This window comes from Burkholderia sp. S171 (genome assembly GCF_009766085.1).
Taxonomy (GTDB): Bacteria; Pseudomonadota; Gammaproteobacteria; order Burkholderiales; family Burkholderiaceae; genus Caballeronia.
In genome coordinates this window covers 502,085-519,120 of the sequence record NZ_LMUF01000052.1, presented here as the reverse complement: position 1 = coordinate 519,120, position 17,036 = coordinate 502,085, and the positions used below count along the sequence as shown (strand labels likewise).

Below are 17,036 nucleotides of genomic sequence, written 5' to 3'. Positions count from 1 at the left end.
TCAAATTTAAAGAAAATTCTTTAGCCAATGTTCAAAGACAGTCGAAATCGATCCGTGTGGCTGACCTTCGCGATCGCGATGTCGCTGCTGGTCATCTTTGCGGTCGACTGGCTCACGCCGCTGCGCGTCGCCATCTGGGTGTTCTACATGCTGCCGGTCGCGCTCTGCATGTGGGTCGACCGGCCCAACATGCCGTTCATTACCGCTGGCGTGGCCTCCGTGCTCATGCTCACGGGTTATATCCTCACGAACGCCGACGCGCTCACCGGCGGCTCGATTGCGCTGCAAATCAACCGCGTGATCGGCGTGATCGTGATGTTCGTGCTGGCCGGCGTGGGGCATCTCTATATCAAAACGCGGCTGAACCTGCAACGCACCGCGTGGCTCAAGCAGGGCGAAGTCCAGATCGGCTTGCAGATGCGCGGCGATCTCGACCCCGCGGCGATCGGCAACGGCATCCTCGGCTCGCTAGTGCCGTTTGTGGGCGCGCATGTCGCCGTGCTGTACAGCCGTGAAGGCGATACGCTCGAGCGCATCGCGGCGTGGGCGCTGCCCGCTGACAATGCCGTGCCGCAGCAGATCCAGCGCGGTCAGGGGCTGCTTGGGCAAGTGCTCGACGAGAAGCGGGCGATCGAGGTCAGGGGCGCGGGATCGAATTTCCTGACGGTCGGCTCGGCGCTGGCATCGGCGCCTGCGACCCATTGCGTGATTGCACCCATGATGGCCGATGGCAACGTGATCGGCGTGCTGGAAGTGGGTTTTATCGGCGATGAAAACGCGGTCGACGATACCCGCGAGTTGCTCGAAAACGCCGCCGAAGCCATGGGTATGGCGCTGCGCTCGTCGCAATATCGCTCGCGGATGGTCGATTTGCTGGAGGAAACGCAGCGCCAGAGCGAGGAATTACAGGTTCAGCAGGAAGAGCTTCGGGTATCGAATGAAGAGCTTGAGGAGCGCGGCCGGGTCTTGATGGAAACGCAGGCGCGGCTGGAAACGCAGCAGGCGGAGCTTGAGCAGACCAACGTACATCTTGAGGAATACACGCAGCACCTTGAGCGGCAGAAAACGGAACTGGTGCGCGCGCAAAAGGAGCTGGAATCGAACGCGATGGCGCTGGAACGGGCGAGCCAGTACAAGTCCGAATTCCTCGCGAACATGTCGCACGAGTTGCGCACGCCGCTGAACAGTTCGCTGATCCTCGCCAAGCTTTTGCAGGACAACAAGCACGGCAATCTCTCCGATGAACAGGTGCGTTACGCCGCGACCATTCATTCGTCGAACAGCGACTTGCTGTCGCTGATCAACGACATCCTGGATTTGTCGAAGGTGGAAGCGGGGCAGATGGACGTGCAGTTCGCGCCGGTTGCCATCGACGGGATGTTGCAGTCGTTGCGGCAATCCTTCGCGCCGATCGCCGACTCGAAGCGCCTGAAATTCGTGACCGAGCGCGCGGAGGGCGTGCAGGAGTATTTCGTCACCGATAACCAGCGTCTCCAGCAAGTCCTGCGCAACTTGCTATCGAACGCGTTCAAGTTTACCGAGCACGGTCAGGTGACGGTGTCGGCGCACAAGGCGGACAACAACGAAAACGCGCTGCGCTTCGATGTGCGCGATACCGGCATCGGCATTCCGCGCGACAAGCAGGACCTCATTTTCCAGGCGTTCCAGCAAGCCGATGGCACGACCAGCCGCAAGTACGGCGGCAGCGGTTTGGGTTTGTCGATATCGCGGGAATTCTCGCGGTTGCTGGGCGGTTCGGTGAGTGTGTCGAGCGAGCCGGGCAAGGGCAGCGTATTTTCGGTCACGCTGCCGCTGACTGTTCAAGAGGGCACGGTCACCGCCAAGCTCGATGTGATCGGGCATATGAGCGAGCCGGAGACTGCCTTAGCGACTGATACGGCCGCCGCCGCGAGTGTCGCTCCTGTACAGAGCCATGCGCCCGCGCACCTCGCGGCAATGGCATCGGCTTCATCTTCATCTTCTTCTCTTGAGCCGTCGTCCTGGCGTGCGCCGAATGCGAATTACCCGGCGCCGCAACCCATCGCCGATGACCGCGCCAACCGCAAGCGCCCGGATCGCGTGATCCTGGCGATTGAAGACGACTTGCGTTTCGCGCACATCCTGCACGACCTCGCGCATGAACTCGAATTCGACTTCGTGCACGCGACCACCGCGACACAAGGCGTCGAACTAGCCCGAACCCTGCAGCCGAACGGCATCCTGCTCGATGTCGGCTTGCCTGACCAGTCCGGCCTGACCGTGCTCGAATGGCTCAAGCACGATCCGCTCACGCGCCACATTCCGATTCACATCGTCTCGTCGACGGATCATGCCGATGTCGCGCTGCATCTCGGCGCGATCGGCTACACACTCAAACCGAGCGCACGCGACACGCTGGCGGGCGCAATCCGCAAGCTCGAAGCGCGCTCGGCGCAAGGCACGCGGCGCGTGCTGGTGGTCGAGGACGACCCCGCGCTGCGCCAGAGCATCCATGCCTTGCTGAAAAGCGCGACGGTCGAGATCGTGGAAGCCGGGACGATTGCCGAAGCGCTGGAGCAGATGAACCGCGCGACCTTCGATTGCATCGTGATGGACCTGGCCTTGCCGGATGGCTCGGGTTACGACTTGCTGGAGCGGGTATCCACGTCACAAGAGCATGCGTCGCCGCCGGTGATCGTCTACACGGGGCGCGTGTTGTCACCGGACGAGGAGCAGCGCCTGCGCCGTTACTCCAAGTCGATCATCATCAAGGGCGCGAAGTCGCCGGAACGTCTGGTAGATGAAGTGACGTTGTTCCTGCACAGCGTGGAGAGCGCGTTGCCGCCCGAGCAGCAGCGCATGTTGCGCGCGGCGCGCCAGCGCGACGACGTATTCGAGGGCCGCACGATCCTGCTGGCCGAAGACGATGTCCGCAATATCTTCGCGCTGTCGCATGTGATCGAGCCGCTGGGGGCGAAGCTGGAAATTGCGCGTAATGGCCGCGAGGCGCTGGATTCGCTGGCCCGTCATCCGGACATCGACCTCGTGCTGATGGACATCATGATGCCGGAAATGGATGGTTTCGCCGCCATGACCGAAATCCGCAAGAACCCGGAGCACGCGCGGCTGCCGATCATCGCGCTGACCGCGAAAGCGATGGCGAGCGATCGCCAGAAGTGCCTGGAAGCAGGCGCGGACGACTATATTTCGAAGCCGATCGACGTCGACAAGCTGGTGTCGCTGTGTCGTGTCTGGTTGCGCCAACGGTAGCCGCCACCCGCCATGCCGCATCGAAACCTGAAGAATACGGAAGAGGCGATTTTCGACATCGAGTTGAAGCTGCTGCTCGAAGCCGTTTATCTGAAGTATCAGCACGACTTCCGCCATTATTCGGTGAGTTCGCTGCGGCGGCGTTTGACGCAGGCGCTGCACGACCTGGGTTTTACGACGCTGTCGCAATTGCAGGAGCGCATTCTCCGCGACGCCACGCTGTTTTCGCGCCTGTTTCAGTACCTCACGGTGCAGGTCAGCGAGATGTTCCGCGACCCGCCCTATTTCCGCACCATTCGCGAGCAGGTCGTGCCGATCTTGCAGACGTATCCGTCCATCAAGGTGTGGGTGGCGGGGTGCAGCAGCGGCGAAGAATTGTGGTCGCTTGCGATCATGTTCGCTGAGGAGAACATTGCGGACCGTACGGTTTTGTACGCCACCGATATCAACGCCGACGCCTTGCGCCAAGCCGAAAGCGGGATTTACCCGCTGGATCGGCTGGCCAGTTTCAGCCAGAATTACCTGGCGGCAGGCGGCAAACGCTCGCTCTCCGACTACTACCACGCGGCCTACGGCGCGGCGAAATTTTCGCAGACGCTCAAGTCGCGCGTGGTGTTCGCCGATCACAGCCTTGCCACCGACAGCGTGTTTCTCGAAGCGCATCTGGTGTCCTGCCGCAACGTGCTGATCTATTTCGACCGAGCGCTGCAGGACCGTGCGCTGGGTCTGTTCAGCGATTCGCTGGTGCGGCGCGGATTTCTCGGGCTGGGCAGCAAAGAGAGCCTGCGGTTTTCAAAACACGCGGACAGCTTCGCCGATTTCGATGCGCGCGAGCGTTTGTATCAAAAGGTCTAGCGATGACACCGTCGACTGATTCCCTGGATGCAATCGAAGCCGTCGTGATTGGGGCATCGGCGGGGGGCATCGAAGCGTTGAATCACCTTCTGCCCGCGCTGCCGGCCAATTTTCGCCCTGCCGTGCTGGTGGTCGTGCATGTCAGGAGCGAGCCGCCCAGCCTGCTGCCCGCGTTGTTTTCCGCGCGTTGCCAGTTGCCGGTGGTCGAGCCCGACGACAAGAACGAGATCGCCGGCGGCACGATCTATGTTGCGCCGCCGGGGTATCACATGCTGGTCGAGCCGGACTGCACGATCTCGCTTTCCGTCGATCCGCCCGTGCGGTTTTCGCGGCCGTCGGTCGATGTGCTGTTTGAATCGGCGGCGCTATGTTTTGCGAATACCCTGCTCGGCGTCGTGCTGTCCGGTGCCAACGACGACGGCGCGCGCGGGCTGGTCGCGATCTCGCGGGCAGGCGGGCGCTGCTGGGTGCAGGACCCGCATACCGCCGTGGCCAAGGCCATGCCGCTCGGCGCGATCGCGCGCGGCGGCGTGCACGACATTCTCACGCTCGACGTCATGGCCGCCCGCTTGGCGCGCATGGCCGCGGGCACGCGCCGCGAACCCCGTTGACTTGAAGCTGACACGCTAATGGAACTCCGCTAATGGAACACATCAGGCAATCTGTCAGGCAGCCGCTCAGGCCGCCCATTTACGTCCTGATCGTGGACGATGTGCAGAACAACATCACTGCACTGGAAGCGTCGCTGGCGCGGCCGGATATCTCGGTGCTCGCGGCCAGTTCCGGGCCGGCGGCGCTCGAACTGCTGCTCAAGCACGAAGTCGCGCTCGCCATTCTCGATGTCAACATGCCCGGCATGGACGGCTTCGAACTGGCTGAACTGATGCGCGGCAGCCCGCGCACCGCGCATGTGCCGATCATCTTCCTGACCGCGACCGCGCAGGACACCGGGCGCACGTTTCGCGGTTACGAAGCGGGCGCGGTCGACTTCCTGTACAAGCCGTACGACTCGCGGATCCTGAATTCGAAGGTGGATGTGTTTATCCAGATCGAGAAGCAGAAGCAGCAACTCGCCACGCAACTCGCGACCGTCCAGCAACTCCTCGATGCCAACGAAATGCTCATGGCCGTGCTCGGCCACGATCTGCGTACGCCGCTGTCGGCGGTGATTGCATCGGCGGAATATCTTGCGCGCTTCGTGCCCGATGAAAACGTGGCGAATATCGGCACGCGCATCAAGAGCAGCGGCATGCGGATGGTGCGCATGGTCGACCAGTTGCTCAATCTCGCGCGGCTGCGCGGCGGGCGCGTGACGCTGCAACCGCGGGCGGTGGAGTTGATGACGCTGGCGAAGAATATTGTTGAAGAGTACGAGGCGCGGGTGGGGAAGGGCCGCATCTTTATTTTCCGCGATGGCGATACGCTGTTGCAGGGCGATGGCGATCTGTTGTCGCAGGTGTTTTCGAATTTGATCGGCAACGCGCTGACGCATGGGCGTGATGGCTCGGCCATTCAGGTGCGCCTGAACGGCGACGCTGCCGACGACGTCCTGATCAGCGTGCAAAACGCAGGCGAGATTCCCGTCGATGTATTGCCGACCATTTTTGCGCCGTACCGGTCGGGACGGCCGCAACAGGAAACCGGCGGGCTTGGACTGGGGCTCTACATCACGCGAGAGATTGCGCAGATGCATGGTGGACGAGTCGAAGTCCGCTCCGACGCGGAGAGTGGCACGGTATTCGAAGTGACGTTGCCGCGCGAAGCGGTGGCACGGCGGGTGGGAGTCGATACGGCTGAAGGTGCACAGCCATTCCGGCTGGGGTGATGCTGAGCGGGTGCGTCAGTCGTAGCGTTGTGTCATGCGTCGATTTCGTGCTGGATGGTCCCGGTAATCCCATGCGAACTGCCGGCTTTCCCGGTCTTGTCTAAAATGCGGCCTGATGGCGTTTGCTGGGGTGTGCCTTTGGCACCCATCTGGCGGCGTGACGAATCAGCACTAATCGGGAGAAGCAACATGCCGAGTCCGGATCTGGATACTCGAATAGAGACGTATTACGTGCACGTGAAGGGTTTGGTGCAAGGAGTGGGTTTTCGCCATGCGACGTTGCGCCGGGCGCATGCGCTTGGTGTGCGCGGCTGGGTAGCCAACCTGGAGGACGGATCGGTTGAAGCGATGATCCAGGGACCGGCGAATCAGGTCGACCTGATGCTCGAATGGTTACGCAGAGGGCCGCCGCATGCGCGGGTCACGGATCTGGTCAGCGAGGAGCGGTATATCGAGAAGCGGTTTGAGCGGTTTGAGCAGCACTGAAGGGGTGGTTTAACGGAAGCCGGCGGCAAACGCATCCTGGTAAGTCGAGGACCCGGTCATATCCCGTTTGCAGACGAGACAAGGCCTCACCCGGTGTAGACGGCGCCGGATGCTCCACATGGATAACCACGCCAGTTCGGGAGCGCCCCCCGGTCATCAGCGGACCGGCTTTCCACACCGGTTCCAGATGCGCGACAGCGTTGTACCGACGCCATAGCGATTGCTCAAGGCTGAGTGAAATTGATTGCGCAGCGCGATCCCGGTAAACCCAAGCGCTTTCGAGAGCGCAGAGGAGATGGCCTCGTTCCAGCAGTAGAGGCCATACGCTGCACGATCGTCGGCGGCGGCAAAGAACGTGCGGTAGTTCCTTAACCTTGCGTGAGATATGCCTTCACCGCATTACTTTGCTACCAGCAAACTCTCGGCAAATCCCCATTCGTCGTCCAGCCATTGCCGCGTGCATTCGAATCCCGCATCCGCTGCTAATGGCTCGACTTCCCCAGGAAGATACTTGTGGCTGCTTTCCGTCCAGATCGTTTCCCCCTGGCGGAATTCCACGCTTAATCCCGCTGCGCGAATGGTGGCCTTCACCGGGCGCTTGGCACGCAAATGCATCTCCACGCTGCGGGCATCGGGATTGAAACGCGCAAGATGCTCGAACGCGTCTAACGGAATGTCCGCGTCCAGTTCGCGATTGATCCGTGCAAGCAGATTCAGGTTAAACGCGGCCGTTACGCCGATAGGATCGTCGTATGCCGCGATGAGCACCTCCAGCGGCTTGAGCAAATCCATTCCGAGCAGCAAAGAATCGCCCGGCTTGAGCATGCCGCGAATCGACTTCAAAAACCGCGTGGCCGCCAGCCGCGCAAAATTTCCGATCGTGCTGCCGAGAAACAGCACGAGCAACACTTCGCCCTCTTTCCGGTTGGCACTGACTTCCGCCAACCCGGCCAAATAATCGCGCTCGTAACCCACAATCGAAATTCGTTCGATATCGCCCAACTCTCGCCGGCACAATTGCAATGCGGTCGGCGAAATTTCGATCGGACAGTATTCGGTCGGCCGCTTCTTGCACAACGCCTCCAGGATTCGCCGCGTCTTCCGGCCGCTGCCGCTGCCAAGTTCGGCAACGGTCACGTTTCGCGGCAACGCGGCCACGATATCGGCGGCATGCGCGTTCAACACGCGCTCCTCGGCACGCGTCACGCCGTATTCCGGCAACGCGGTGATGACTTCGAACAAGGCAGAGCCGACCTCGTCGTACAAATACATCGATGGCAATTCTTTTTGCGGTGCGTGCGTGAGCCCGTCGTGAACGGCTGCGGCGAACGGGGAGGAAAAGCGCGGCGACTGAACGGCCTGCGTCGTGGCTTGAGGCATGAAACGTCTCCATGTTGTCGCAGCGCAGAGCGCGCGGCGGGTTATCCATGACGAGAATTGCGCGTCGAAAAACGCGTGACGAGAATAGTGCGATCTGCGTTCCGGCCGTGAGGGCTGTGCCAGATGCCACGCGACCGGGAAGCGAAACCTTAGGGTGAGCAAGAAGCGCGCACGGCGCTTTCCTATTCTGTTTCTAAGACGTGCATCGTCACGATGGTCGTGCGGCTCAATGATCCAAAACGTGCCCTCTCATCGCCGCCTGGCAAAAGCCACAGGGACATTGGCGAAAATACGTCGTGGTCCGCTCCAGAATTTTCGCGTGATAACCGACTGTACCGGTGTCTTCGATATCACGCTGAAGCCATCCCGGAACCAGGCCATTGCGCAACAACTACGCAACAACTACGCAATAACTACCCGTCACCGGGTTGGTTTTTACACGTGTTGTGTGAACGAAGTGCGGCGATCTCTGAGGGAAGCGGGTGCTTCAAAAGCCTCTGCCATGCGTGCTGCCGTGCTGCGTCGCACTGGCGCAATGCTTGCTTTCCCTTGCCGATCACGTTGCAGCGCATCGACTTGAAAAACACCTCGCGCTGTCCTCGCCTTTCTCTCTTCAGTGCCCGATTCATGACCGACTCCGCTAGTCCCGATCCCGTCATCGCACGTCTCGACGACACGGGTGCGTACAGCATTCCGGCGCCGGTCCAACTGCCCGAGCCTGCGGCACCACCCGACAAGCCGTTCGGTTTTCACGGCGCCATCCCGGCTGCGCCCGAGCCGGAAACCGGACTTGCTACTAACGGTCAGCCCGCTAACACGCCAGGCTTTTCGCTCGATTCCGGCGGGTTTTTCCTGAGCGTGCTGAACGGCAGCACGGATTGCATCAAGATCCTGCGGCTCGACGGTACGCTCGAATTCATGAACGCCAACGGCATCTGCCTGATGGAAATCGATGATTTCGCGCCGCTCAAGGGCAAGTCGTGGGCGTCGCTATGGCCGGAGGAATCGCGGCATGTGCTGGTCGAAGCAATCGATAACGCCCGGCAAGGCCATCATTCGCGCTTCGAAGCGCTCTGCCCGACAGCAAAAGGCACGCCGAAATACTGGGACGTGTCGGTGTCTCCGGTGAAGGAGCCAAGCGGTGCGCAATGGTTCGTGTCGATTTCCCGCGATATCACCGAGCGCGTGCTCGGCGTGCGTTCGCTCGACGCCGCGCTGCAGGAGCAAAAGCGCTTGAGCGAGGTGCTGGAACGGCATCGAGAGACGCTGGAGGCCCGCATTGAAGAAGCGCTGGCAGCATTGCGGGCGAGCGAGGTGGAGCGACGCGAAACAGCCGCCGCGTTGGCGCAATCGCAGAAAATGGACGCCGTCGGCAAGCTGACGGGTGGCGTGGCCCACGATTTCAACAACGTGCTGCAAGTGATTGGCGGAAACCTGCAACTCGCTATACAGGAATCGGACGGCAACGAAACGCTCACGCGGCGTCTCACCTGCGCGCATGAAGCCGTCGAGCGCGGCGCGAAGCTCGCGTCGCAATTGCTCGCGTTCGCGCGACGCCAGCCGCTTGAACCGGTGGCGCTCGATATCTCGCGGCTGCTGCGCAGTTCCGACGACATGCTGCGCCGCGTGCTCGGCGAAACCATCGAAATGGAAACGGTGGTATCGGGCGGCTTGTGGAACACGCTGGCCGATCCGAATCATCTGCAGAACGTGATCGTGAACCTGGCGATCAATGCGCGTGACGCGATGGACGGCGCGGGCCGCCTGACCATCGAGGCGGGCAACGCGATGCTCGACGACGATTACACGCGCCATCACGACGACCTGGCGAGCGGCCAGTACGTGATGGTTGCCGTCTCGGACACCGGTTGCGGCATGTCGCCGGAAACGCTCGCACGCGCTTTCGAGCCTTTCTATACGACGAAGGCCGAAGGCCGGGGAACCGGTCTGGGCTTGAGCATGGCGTACGGTTTCATGAAGCAGACCGGCGGCCATATCAATCTGTATAGCGAGCCTGGCCACGGTACGACGGTCAAGCTTTATCTGCCGCGCTCGATGAAGGACGAGGTGGTGCGCGTGGAAGCCGCGAATGATCCGGTGACGGGCGGCACGGAGACGATTCTCGTGGTGGAGGACGATCCGAACGTCCGCGCGACCGCCGTGGACATGTTGACCCAGCTTGGCTACCGGGTGCTGAAAGCCGTGGATGCCCAGAGCGCGCTGAGCGTGCTCGAAAGCGGCGTGCACGTCGATTTGCTGTTCAGCGACGTCGTGATGCCGGGACCGATGCGCAGCGTCGAACTGGCTCGGCGCGCGCAGGACATGCTGCCGGCGCTGGAGGTGTTGTTTACGTCGGGTTATACCGAAAACGCGATCGTGCACGGTGGCCGTCTTGATGCGGGCGTGGCGTTGATCAGCAAGCCGTATCGGCGGGATGCACTGGCCCGCAAGGTGCGCTGGATGTTTCGTACGCGGGTTTATGAGGCGCCCGATATGCCGGACGCGCCTCACGCTCCCGTAGTGGCTGAAGTGGCCGAGCCTGAAACACAGCCTCAGCCACTACGCGTGCTGATTGTGGAGGACGACGCCAACACCCGCGAAGCGACGCGCGAGCTGCTGGAGTTGCTCGATGCGAAAGTGCTCGCGGTGGACAGTGCGCAGGCCGCGCTCGACCTGATCGCACAGCAATTATTCGATGTCCTGCTCACCGATGTCCGCATGCCCGGCATGTCCGGCCTCGACCTGGCCCGCGCGATGAAGCGTTTGCAGCCGCGTGTGCATGTGGTGCTGGCATCCGGCTACGGGACGGGCATTGCGGCTGAGCTTCGCGACGAGCTGAGCGGCGCGACCCTGCTTCCAAAGCCGTTCAGCTTCGATGAACTCGAACAGGCGGTGTTCAGGAAGCCATGACGGCTTCGGGCACATGGGCGGTGTGTAAAACCGCGCCGAAGCCCGCGTGGGCGGATTCGTCCATCGGAATGACGATCCGCACGGTCAGTCCGCCGTCTGCCGCGTTGCCGATATCGCAGCGGCCGCCAAGCTCATGTGCAAGGCGTCCGACGATGGCAAGGCCCAGTCCGCAATGACCATCGCCCGCGCGCGCCGGGTCCAGGCGGACGAAGGGCTTGCGGGCATCGTCCAGACGCTCGGGCGGGATCCCGTCGCCGTAATCGCGCACCGTGATGAACCACTCGTCATTGCGCTTGCCCGTAGTAATGTCGACGGGCGGGGCGCCGTGTTCCAGCGCGTTATCGACCAGATTGGTGACCAGCCGGTCCAGCAAGGTGCGCGGCAAGTGGAATGCATGGCCAGCGCCCAGGTCGAGGCGGAACAGGGGCGAATCGCCGGCTTCATCTTGCGCGAATTGCTCCGCGAGAAAATCGTCCACGCTGACAGCGGGTCCGCTCGTCGGCACGTTGGCCGCAAATTCCAGGAACTGCTGCACGATGCGTGTCAGCGAGTCGATGTCGCGGATAAAATGCGCCCGCTCGGCGTCATCCTGCACCAGGACACTGGCCCGCAGTTTCAGGCGCGTGAGCGGCGCTTTCAGGTCGTGCGCGATGCCGGCGAGCATGACGGCTTTCTCGTCATCGGCGTCGTTGATCCGCCGCATCATCTGGTTGAACGCGCGGATCAGGTCGCGTAGCTCACGCGGTCCGCGCTCGTCTACCGGGACCGGCCGCTCGCCCGCGCCGAACTGACGCGCGCCTTGCGCCACGCGCGACAACGGCCGCTGCAATTGCCACGCCGCAACCAGCGACAGGATGACGGCCGCCATCAACATCCCCACCGATTCAATCAGGATAGGCGGCGCGGGCGGCAGGTCGACCGGCGTCACGATCCAGTTCGGACTGTTCGGATAACGCACCCAGAGACGCTGCGCGTGCTTGGGGCCATCGACGGCGAGCCGCGTACCCGGCGGCAGCACGTTCCTCAACTCACGCAGCAAATGCACGACGGGGCCGTTGTCTGGCTCGCGCAAGGTGATGCCTTCAGGCAGGTTCGATGACAACACCAACTGCACGCTCAGCGCAGGCGCGAGCCGCACGCCTTGACGCGCGTCGTCGTTCGCAGCGGCGAGTACGAGCATCAATCCCCGCGCGTAACCTTCCGCGTCGTGATGCGGCCGCTGCACGGTGAGCACGGCGAACCAGCAGGCCTGCACGGCAAACAGCACGACCAGCGAAATGAGCGCCATGCGCCCGAACAGCGTGTTGAACGGATTGCCGCGACCTGAACGGTTGCGGCTCCAGGCACGCGCTGACGCGGCACGACCTGACCCGATGCGGGCGCTGTTGCTGCCGCGCGAATCCTGATCTCGCGCCGTGCCAAAGAGTTTCATACCGTAGAAGCGCGGTCGGGCGTGGAGGAAGCGGGGATGTCCGGCGCTGATTGCGGCTCCGTATTCGCGTTGCGGGCACCATCGGGATCGGGAATGAAGACATAACCCTGACCGCGCACCGTCTGCACATGACGCGGGCTGGCCGGATCTTCCTCGATAATCCTGCGCAACCGCCAGATGGGTACGTCGAGACTGCGGTCGCTAAACGTGCTGTCGTCGCGATGCACGAGATCATGGATCAGCACGCGAGACAACACTTTGTAGGGATGCCGTACGAGCACCTTGAGCAACGCGAATTCGCTGTCGCGCAGCGGAATGCGCTCGTTGGCGCTCACCAGCGCACGCGTGACGAAGTCGAGCTCGAAGCGCCCGAACCGTTCGCTTGCACAGGCTTCCGGCCGTCCCGTTGACGCGGGCGCGCGCCGCCGCAATACCGTGTCTATGCGGGCGAGCAGTTCGCGCGGATCGAAGGGTTTCGGCAGGTAATCGTCCGCGCCAAGTTCCAGCCCTTCCACCTTGTCCGTCACGCTGTCGCGCGCGGTGACGAAGATCACGGGGATGTCGTCACCGGCGGCGCGCACCTGGCGAAGCGCAGCGAGGCCGTCCATGTCCGGCATCATGATGTCGAGCACCACGATGGACGGGCGTGCATATTCCAGCCGCCGGCGCAGGCCGGTGCCATCGTGAAGGACGGAAACGTCCAGTCCGCGCGCTTTCAGGAAGCGGCTGAGGAGGTCGCAAACCGCCGGGTCGTCGTCGACGATCAATACGGATGTAGTCATGGTGAAATTTTAGCTGGCATCGTAAAAGTACGGTTTTTCATCTACTCAAAGATAGTTACCGATTCTTACCCGAAACTCCCGCAAAAATGACCTGTTGGCGTGGCACGAAAAGCCCGCACGCGTTGACCCGGGCGGGTAAGCGCTTTGATCAGATGATTGGGGTACTTTCTTGCCGTGCAATTCGATGAAAGAAGCGGAAAGGAATCAGTGTCGCGAAAAGGCGCTTTGGCGTCTTAGAATGAATCGCATGACCCATCATGTTCTCCTCGTCGACGACGATCCCGTAGTGCGCGACCTCGTTCGCGAATATCTGCAAGGCAACGGCCTGGCAGTTTCGGTGCTGCACGACGGTACAGGTCTCAAACGACGTCTCGACGTCGAGCGGCCTTCAATTGTCGTGCTCGACGTGATGATGCCCGAGCAGGACGGCATCAGCGCGTTGCGCGAATTGCGTGCGGCCGGCGACGACATCCCGGTGATCTTCCTGACGGCGCGTTCGGACGTGATCGACCGTGTGATCGGACTCGAATTAGGCGCGGACGATTACCTGGCCAAACCCTTCGATCCACGTGAATTGCTCGCTCGCATCCGTACGGTGCTGAGGCGTCGCGACGCGGCGGCGCCGGGTGCGCCGGAAGACCGGCCGCCTTATCGTTTTGGTCCCTACGAAGTCGATTTCGCCGCGCGCGAACTGCGTCACAACGGCGAACGAGTGCCATTGCGTTCCGGCGAATTCGCCACGCTGAAGATCTTCGTTAAAAACGAGATGGTCGTGCTCACGCGTGCGCAGCTGAACGAGAAGCTGCGCGGTCAGGCGGGAAGCTACAGGGACCGCAGTCTGGACGTGTCCATATGGAGGCTAAGGCGCTTGCTGGAAGCCGATCCATCGGACCCCCGCTATGTCCAGACGGTCTGGGGACAGGGCTACATCTTCGTGCCGCATGGCGAGACGGGCGCAGTGGAGCGGGCTATCCGGCGGGCATCGACTGAAGCGTGAAGGACGCTCGGCCTTTCTGAACTGTGTGCGTAAAAAGCTGCCCGTGAATATGTATCCGCTGAAATGATCCGTTACCAACTGCATCAGTTATTTCTTCTGTACCCGCATAAGATCAGTTCCATAGTCCCGACCCAGGGATCTGGAGAACTCAAATGAAACGCGTAGCAGCAGTGTTGGTGTTGGCCGGAAGTCTTGCCATGTCAGGTCAGGCGTCCGCACACGGGGGTGGCGGAGACGGTGGTGCGGTAGTCGGCGCACTGTTGGGCGGCGCGGTCATTGGTGCGCTGGTGGGGTCCGCTGTAGCTCAGCCGGTCTACGCACAACCTGTCTACGCGCAGCCGGTGTATCAGCCGGTTTATGCGCAACCTGTTTATGCACAGCCGGCCTATCAACCTGGCCCGCCGCCGGGATATTGCTTCGACGATTACCGCCGTGCTTATGTACCGTGCGGACCGCAGCCGCAAGCAGGTTATTACCAGCAACAAGGCTGGTAAGACCGAAACTTCGCATTGAAAAAACCGGGCTGACAAGCCCGGTTTTTTGTTTTGGACGTGCCTAAATCAATCGGCGTGCCGGGCAAAAACTAGTCAAAAACCAAACCAAGGTCACAAGTACTGCGGGCATACGATCCCTGAAACGCCCGCCAGGCAAGCGTTACCGCTTATAGAATAGCTGCTGCCGCGGCATGCCCCTTGCACTGATTGGAGAGCGAGCGTTGCGACCTGAGTCCTGCGCAACGCACCCAACGGTATTTCAAGGAGGCTGCAATGAAACACGTATCGAAGAAGATTTTGGTGTCTGCGCTGGTACTGGGTCTGTCAGGCGCTGCGGGCGGTGTGTATGCGCAGGCGGGCGGTGCAGGCGGAGGCGGCGCAGGGGGTGGCGGTGCTGGAGGCGGTTCAGCGGGGGGAGGCTCGGCCGGTGGTGCAGGCGTGGGCGGCGGCGGGGCGGGCGGAACGAGTGGCGGCGGGTCCAACGGAGCGGGAATGAGTGGCGCGCCGGGTGGCAACGCAGTGGGTGGCGGCATGGGAACGGGTACTGGCTCCACGCCGAATATGAAGAGCAACGGTTCCAGCGCAAATAGCAACTCGACCACTGCGTCACCAAATGGTAGTGGGACAATGTCAAAGCCGCAGTAACAGGGTTGGGCGTTTCGCTCGGCCCCAGGTGATCAGGTTTTCGAGGTCTTTTCGAGCTATGCCAGTTGCCAGTTGCCAGTTGCTGGTTGCTGTTGCTGGCAGAGCTGCCCCGAGCGCGATATAACCAATCCCGGTACGAGCGAACCCAATCTTGGAGCCCTGACGCTTTGCACTCTTCGGATTCCGCCGCACTCGACCTGCCATTGCCGTTGCGTAATTTTGCCGCGACCCGGCGAATCCTGCTGGTCGTGCTGGCGGCATCGATCCTTTTTCCTATCGTGTTCCTGCTTGGCTACGGCTATTACGATTACCAGCGTCGCATGATCGAATCCAACGATATCGCCGACCGTGTAGCCCGTGTCGCCGATGAACAAGCGGTCAAGGTGCTCGACCTCAACCGCGAAATATCGACACGCATAGTGGAAATGCTCGCCGATAGCGACGACGCCGAGATCCACGCAAATCAGAAAGCCATCCATGATCGCCTGAGCGTGATCGGCGAATCGTTTGCCCAGGTGGCGGCCATCACCATTTTCGGCGTGACGGGCGAGATGCTCGCCAGCAACCGCTATTTCCCGGTGCCAACAGTCTCGATTGCTAATCGCGACGACTTCACCTCTGCTCGCTCCATCCGCCCGGACCCTTATTTTTCCCTGCCGCTCCTCGGCAGCGTCCAGCAAGCCGATGTATTTACGACCAGCGTCGGGCGCAGCCTGAACGACGGCCGTTTTGCGGGCGTTGTCTCGATCGCGCTCAAACGCGATTATTTCGCGGGGTTTTATCGCGATCTATCGACTGGTGAACCCGGCATGAGCGTTGGCCTGTTTCGCCGCGACGGCGGCATTCTCGTGCGCGAGCCGCCTAACCGCGCCAGCATCACACACGTCCGCGACACGGCTTTCACCAGCGCCATGCATAACAACGAACTGTTCGGACGCGTTCGGATACGCTCGAGTGTCGATGGCGTCGAGCGCGTGGTCGCGTTTCGTCGCGTGGGGGACTATCCGCTCTATGTGACAAGCGCCATTCCGACCGCTGCGATCTTTGCCGAGTGGCGGCAGCACTACTCGCTGATAGCCGTGATTACAGCGGCGCCGTGCGTCGCGGTCTGGGTGCTCGTGTTGTTTTCGCTGCGCCAGTTGCGCGCGCAGCAGGCCGCATGGGAACGCTGGCAGGCGGAAGTCGCCATGCGGCTCTCGGCCGAGGCATCCAGCCGGCAGTTACGGCGCATGGGCGCGCTCGGCAATCTGGTGGCCAACGTGGCGCATGACTTCAATAATTTGCTAATGGTGGTGGCGGCGAATATGGAGCTTGCGCGGCGCAAGAATTTCAACGGGCTCGAGCGGGAAATTTTGGCGGTAGAGCGCGCGACCGCTGGCGCCGAAGCACTCGCTCGACGCTTGCTCAGCGTCGCCCGCAAGCAACCGCTCAAGCAGGAGCCGATCGACCTCGCCGTCTGGCTGCCCGCAGCGGCGGGGTTGATCGAAACGGCGGCCGGCGAGAAGGTCCAGGTGAAAGTGCAAGTGTCGCCGGACATGTGGCAGGTCCGCGCGGACGCGACTGAACTCGAATTCGCGATCATTAATATTGCCGTGAATGCCCGCGATGCAATGCCTCGCGGCGGCCGTTTTGTCATCCGCAGCCAGAACGTTCGCGTGACGGCCGACAACGCTTTGCCCGATGGTGAATACGCGCTGCTTGCGTTCACCGACAGCGGCGAAGGCATGCCAGACACAACAGCGCGGCGTGCGTTCGAGCCGCTTTTCACGACCAAGTTGAGCGGTTCGGGTACGGGCCTGGGGCTGGCGCAAGTGCTGGCGGCGTGCGAGCAGGCGGGCGGTACCGCGCGCCTTGACAGCGTGCCGGGGCGGGGCACGACCGTGCGGCTTTATCTGCCGCGATACTACGTGCCGTCCGCCGCGCCGGTGACTGCGCTGGACGACGCAGCTCACACGGCTGATTCGCTGGATTCACCGGACAT

13 protein-coding genes are annotated in these 17,036 nt (G+C 61.9%); 10 read left to right on the top strand and 3 right to left on the bottom strand.

Going from position 1 to position 17,036, the window contains the following annotated elements:
• The first annotated feature begins 78 nt into the window (after positions 1-78).
• The 5 genes from GSQ93_RS31180 (at position 79) to GSQ93_RS31160 (ending at position 6,415) form a co-directional block, all read left to right on the top strand.
• A complete protein-coding gene (locus GSQ93_RS31180; RefSeq protein WP_254074163.1) occupies positions 79-3,249 on the top strand; it encodes a response regulator in 3,171 nt (1,056 codons plus the stop codon).
• 12 nt (positions 3,250-3,261) lie between these two features.
• Positions 3,262-4,104, top strand: a complete 843-nt coding sequence (locus tag GSQ93_RS31175; protein WP_158939753.1) for a protein-glutamate O-methyltransferase CheR — start codon at positions 3,262-3,264, stop codon at positions 4,102-4,104.
• A 2-nt stretch (positions 4,105-4,106) separates the two neighbouring features.
• Positions 4,107-4,715: a chemotaxis protein CheB gene (locus GSQ93_RS31170; RefSeq protein ID WP_158939752.1), complete on the top strand. Its 609-nt coding sequence runs from the start codon at positions 4,107-4,109 to the stop codon at positions 4,713-4,715.
• Between the two features lie 32 nt (positions 4,716-4,747).
• On the top strand, positions 4,748-5,929 hold the full coding sequence (locus GSQ93_RS31165; protein ID WP_158939751.1) for a hybrid sensor histidine kinase/response regulator: 1,182 nt from the start codon (positions 4,748-4,750) through the stop codon (positions 5,927-5,929).
• Positions 5,930-6,118: 189 nt separating this feature from the next.
• On the top strand, positions 6,119-6,415 hold the full coding sequence (locus GSQ93_RS31160) for an acylphosphatase (protein WP_158939750.1): 297 nt from the start codon (positions 6,119-6,121) through the stop codon (positions 6,413-6,415).
• A gap of 399 nt (positions 6,416-6,814) precedes the next feature.
• Here the strand turns inward: GSQ93_RS31160 and egtD are convergent, their stop codons facing one another.
• The gene (gene egtD / locus GSQ93_RS31155) at positions 6,815-7,795 is read right to left on the bottom strand and encodes an L-histidine N(alpha)-methyltransferase (protein ID WP_158939749.1); all 981 of its coding nucleotides are present in this window, start codon (positions 7,793-7,795) and stop codon (positions 6,815-6,817) included.
• A 627-nt stretch (positions 7,796-8,422) separates the two neighbouring features.
• Between egtD and GSQ93_RS31150 the strand changes: the two genes are divergently transcribed.
• Entirely contained in the window at positions 8,423-10,705 is a 2,283-nt protein-coding gene (locus GSQ93_RS31150) for a response regulator (RefSeq protein ID WP_216857701.1), read from the top strand.
• On the opposite strand, the gene GSQ93_RS31145 is transcribed toward GSQ93_RS31150, so the two are convergent.
• Both GSQ93_RS31145 and GSQ93_RS31140 read right to left on the bottom strand, forming a co-directional pair.
• A complete protein-coding gene (locus GSQ93_RS31145) occupies positions 10,692-11,993 on the bottom strand; it encodes an ATP-binding protein (protein ID WP_254074162.1) in 1,302 nt (433 codons plus the stop codon). The two genes, GSQ93_RS31150 and GSQ93_RS31145, sit on opposite strands and share 14 nt — an antisense overlap.
• A gap of 140 nt (positions 11,994-12,133) precedes the next feature.
• Positions 12,134-12,919, bottom strand: coding sequence for a response regulator (locus GSQ93_RS31140; protein WP_158939747.1), 786 nt, complete (start codon positions 12,917-12,919; stop codon positions 12,134-12,136).
• Between the two features lie 247 nt (positions 12,920-13,166).
• On the opposite strand from GSQ93_RS31140, the gene GSQ93_RS31135 reads away from it, so the two are divergent.
• From GSQ93_RS31135 to GSQ93_RS31120, 4 genes are all read left to right on the top strand, one after another.
• The gene (locus GSQ93_RS31135; protein WP_158939746.1) at positions 13,167-13,916 is read left to right on the top strand and encodes a response regulator; all 750 of its coding nucleotides are present in this window, start codon (positions 13,167-13,169) and stop codon (positions 13,914-13,916) included.
• Between the two features lie 152 nt (positions 13,917-14,068).
• The gene (locus GSQ93_RS31130) at positions 14,069-14,410 is read left to right on the top strand and encodes a hypothetical protein (RefSeq protein ID WP_089162774.1); all 342 of its coding nucleotides are present in this window, start codon (positions 14,069-14,071) and stop codon (positions 14,408-14,410) included.
• 273 nt (positions 14,411-14,683) lie between these two features.
• Positions 14,684-15,055: a hypothetical protein gene (locus GSQ93_RS31125; RefSeq protein ID WP_158939745.1), complete on the top strand. Its 372-nt coding sequence runs from the start codon at positions 14,684-14,686 to the stop codon at positions 15,053-15,055.
• A gap of 167 nt (positions 15,056-15,222) precedes the next feature.
• Positions 15,223-17,036, top strand: a 1,814-nt coding sequence (locus GSQ93_RS31120; protein ID WP_158939744.1) for a hybrid sensor histidine kinase/response regulator, incomplete at its 3' end; no start/stop codon positions are given.

What these genes read in the sequence shown, in the direction of transcription:
- GSQ93_RS31180 (WP_254074163.1), top strand. Translation starts at nt 79, where the DNA reads ATGTCGCTGCTGGTCATCTTTGCGGTCGACTGGCTCACGCCGCTGCGC.
- GSQ93_RS31175 (WP_158939753.1), top strand. Translation starts at nt 3,262, where the DNA reads ATGCCGCATCGAAACCTGAAGAATACGGAAGAGGCGATTTTCGACATC.
- GSQ93_RS31170 (WP_158939752.1), top strand. Translation starts at nt 4,107, where the DNA reads ATGACACCGTCGACTGATTCCCTGGATGCAATCGAAGCCGTCGTGATT.
- GSQ93_RS31165 (WP_158939751.1), top strand. Translation starts at nt 4,748, where the DNA reads ATGGAACACATCAGGCAATCTGTCAGGCAGCCGCTCAGGCCGCCCATT.
- GSQ93_RS31160 (WP_158939750.1), top strand. Translation starts at nt 6,119, where the DNA reads ATGCCGAGTCCGGATCTGGATACTCGAATAGAGACGTATTACGTGCAC.
- egtD (WP_158939749.1), bottom strand. Translation starts at nt 7,795, where the DNA reads ATGCCTCAAGCCACGACGCAGGCCGTTCAGTCGCCGCGCTTTTCCTCC.
- GSQ93_RS31150 (WP_216857701.1), top strand. Translation starts at nt 8,423, where the DNA reads ATGACCGACTCCGCTAGTCCCGATCCCGTCATCGCACGTCTCGACGAC.
- GSQ93_RS31145 (WP_254074162.1), bottom strand. Translation starts at nt 11,993, where the DNA reads ATGGCGCTCATTTCGCTGGTCGTGCTGTTTGCCGTGCAGGCCTGCTGG.
- GSQ93_RS31140 (WP_158939747.1), bottom strand. Translation starts at nt 12,919, where the DNA reads ATGACTACATCCGTATTGATCGTCGACGACGACCCGGCGGTTTGCGAC.
- GSQ93_RS31135 (WP_158939746.1), top strand. Translation starts at nt 13,167, where the DNA reads ATGACCCATCATGTTCTCCTCGTCGACGACGATCCCGTAGTGCGCGAC.
- GSQ93_RS31130 (WP_089162774.1), top strand. Translation starts at nt 14,069, where the DNA reads ATGAAACGCGTAGCAGCAGTGTTGGTGTTGGCCGGAAGTCTTGCCATG.
- GSQ93_RS31125 (WP_158939745.1), top strand. Translation starts at nt 14,684, where the DNA reads ATGAAACACGTATCGAAGAAGATTTTGGTGTCTGCGCTGGTACTGGGT.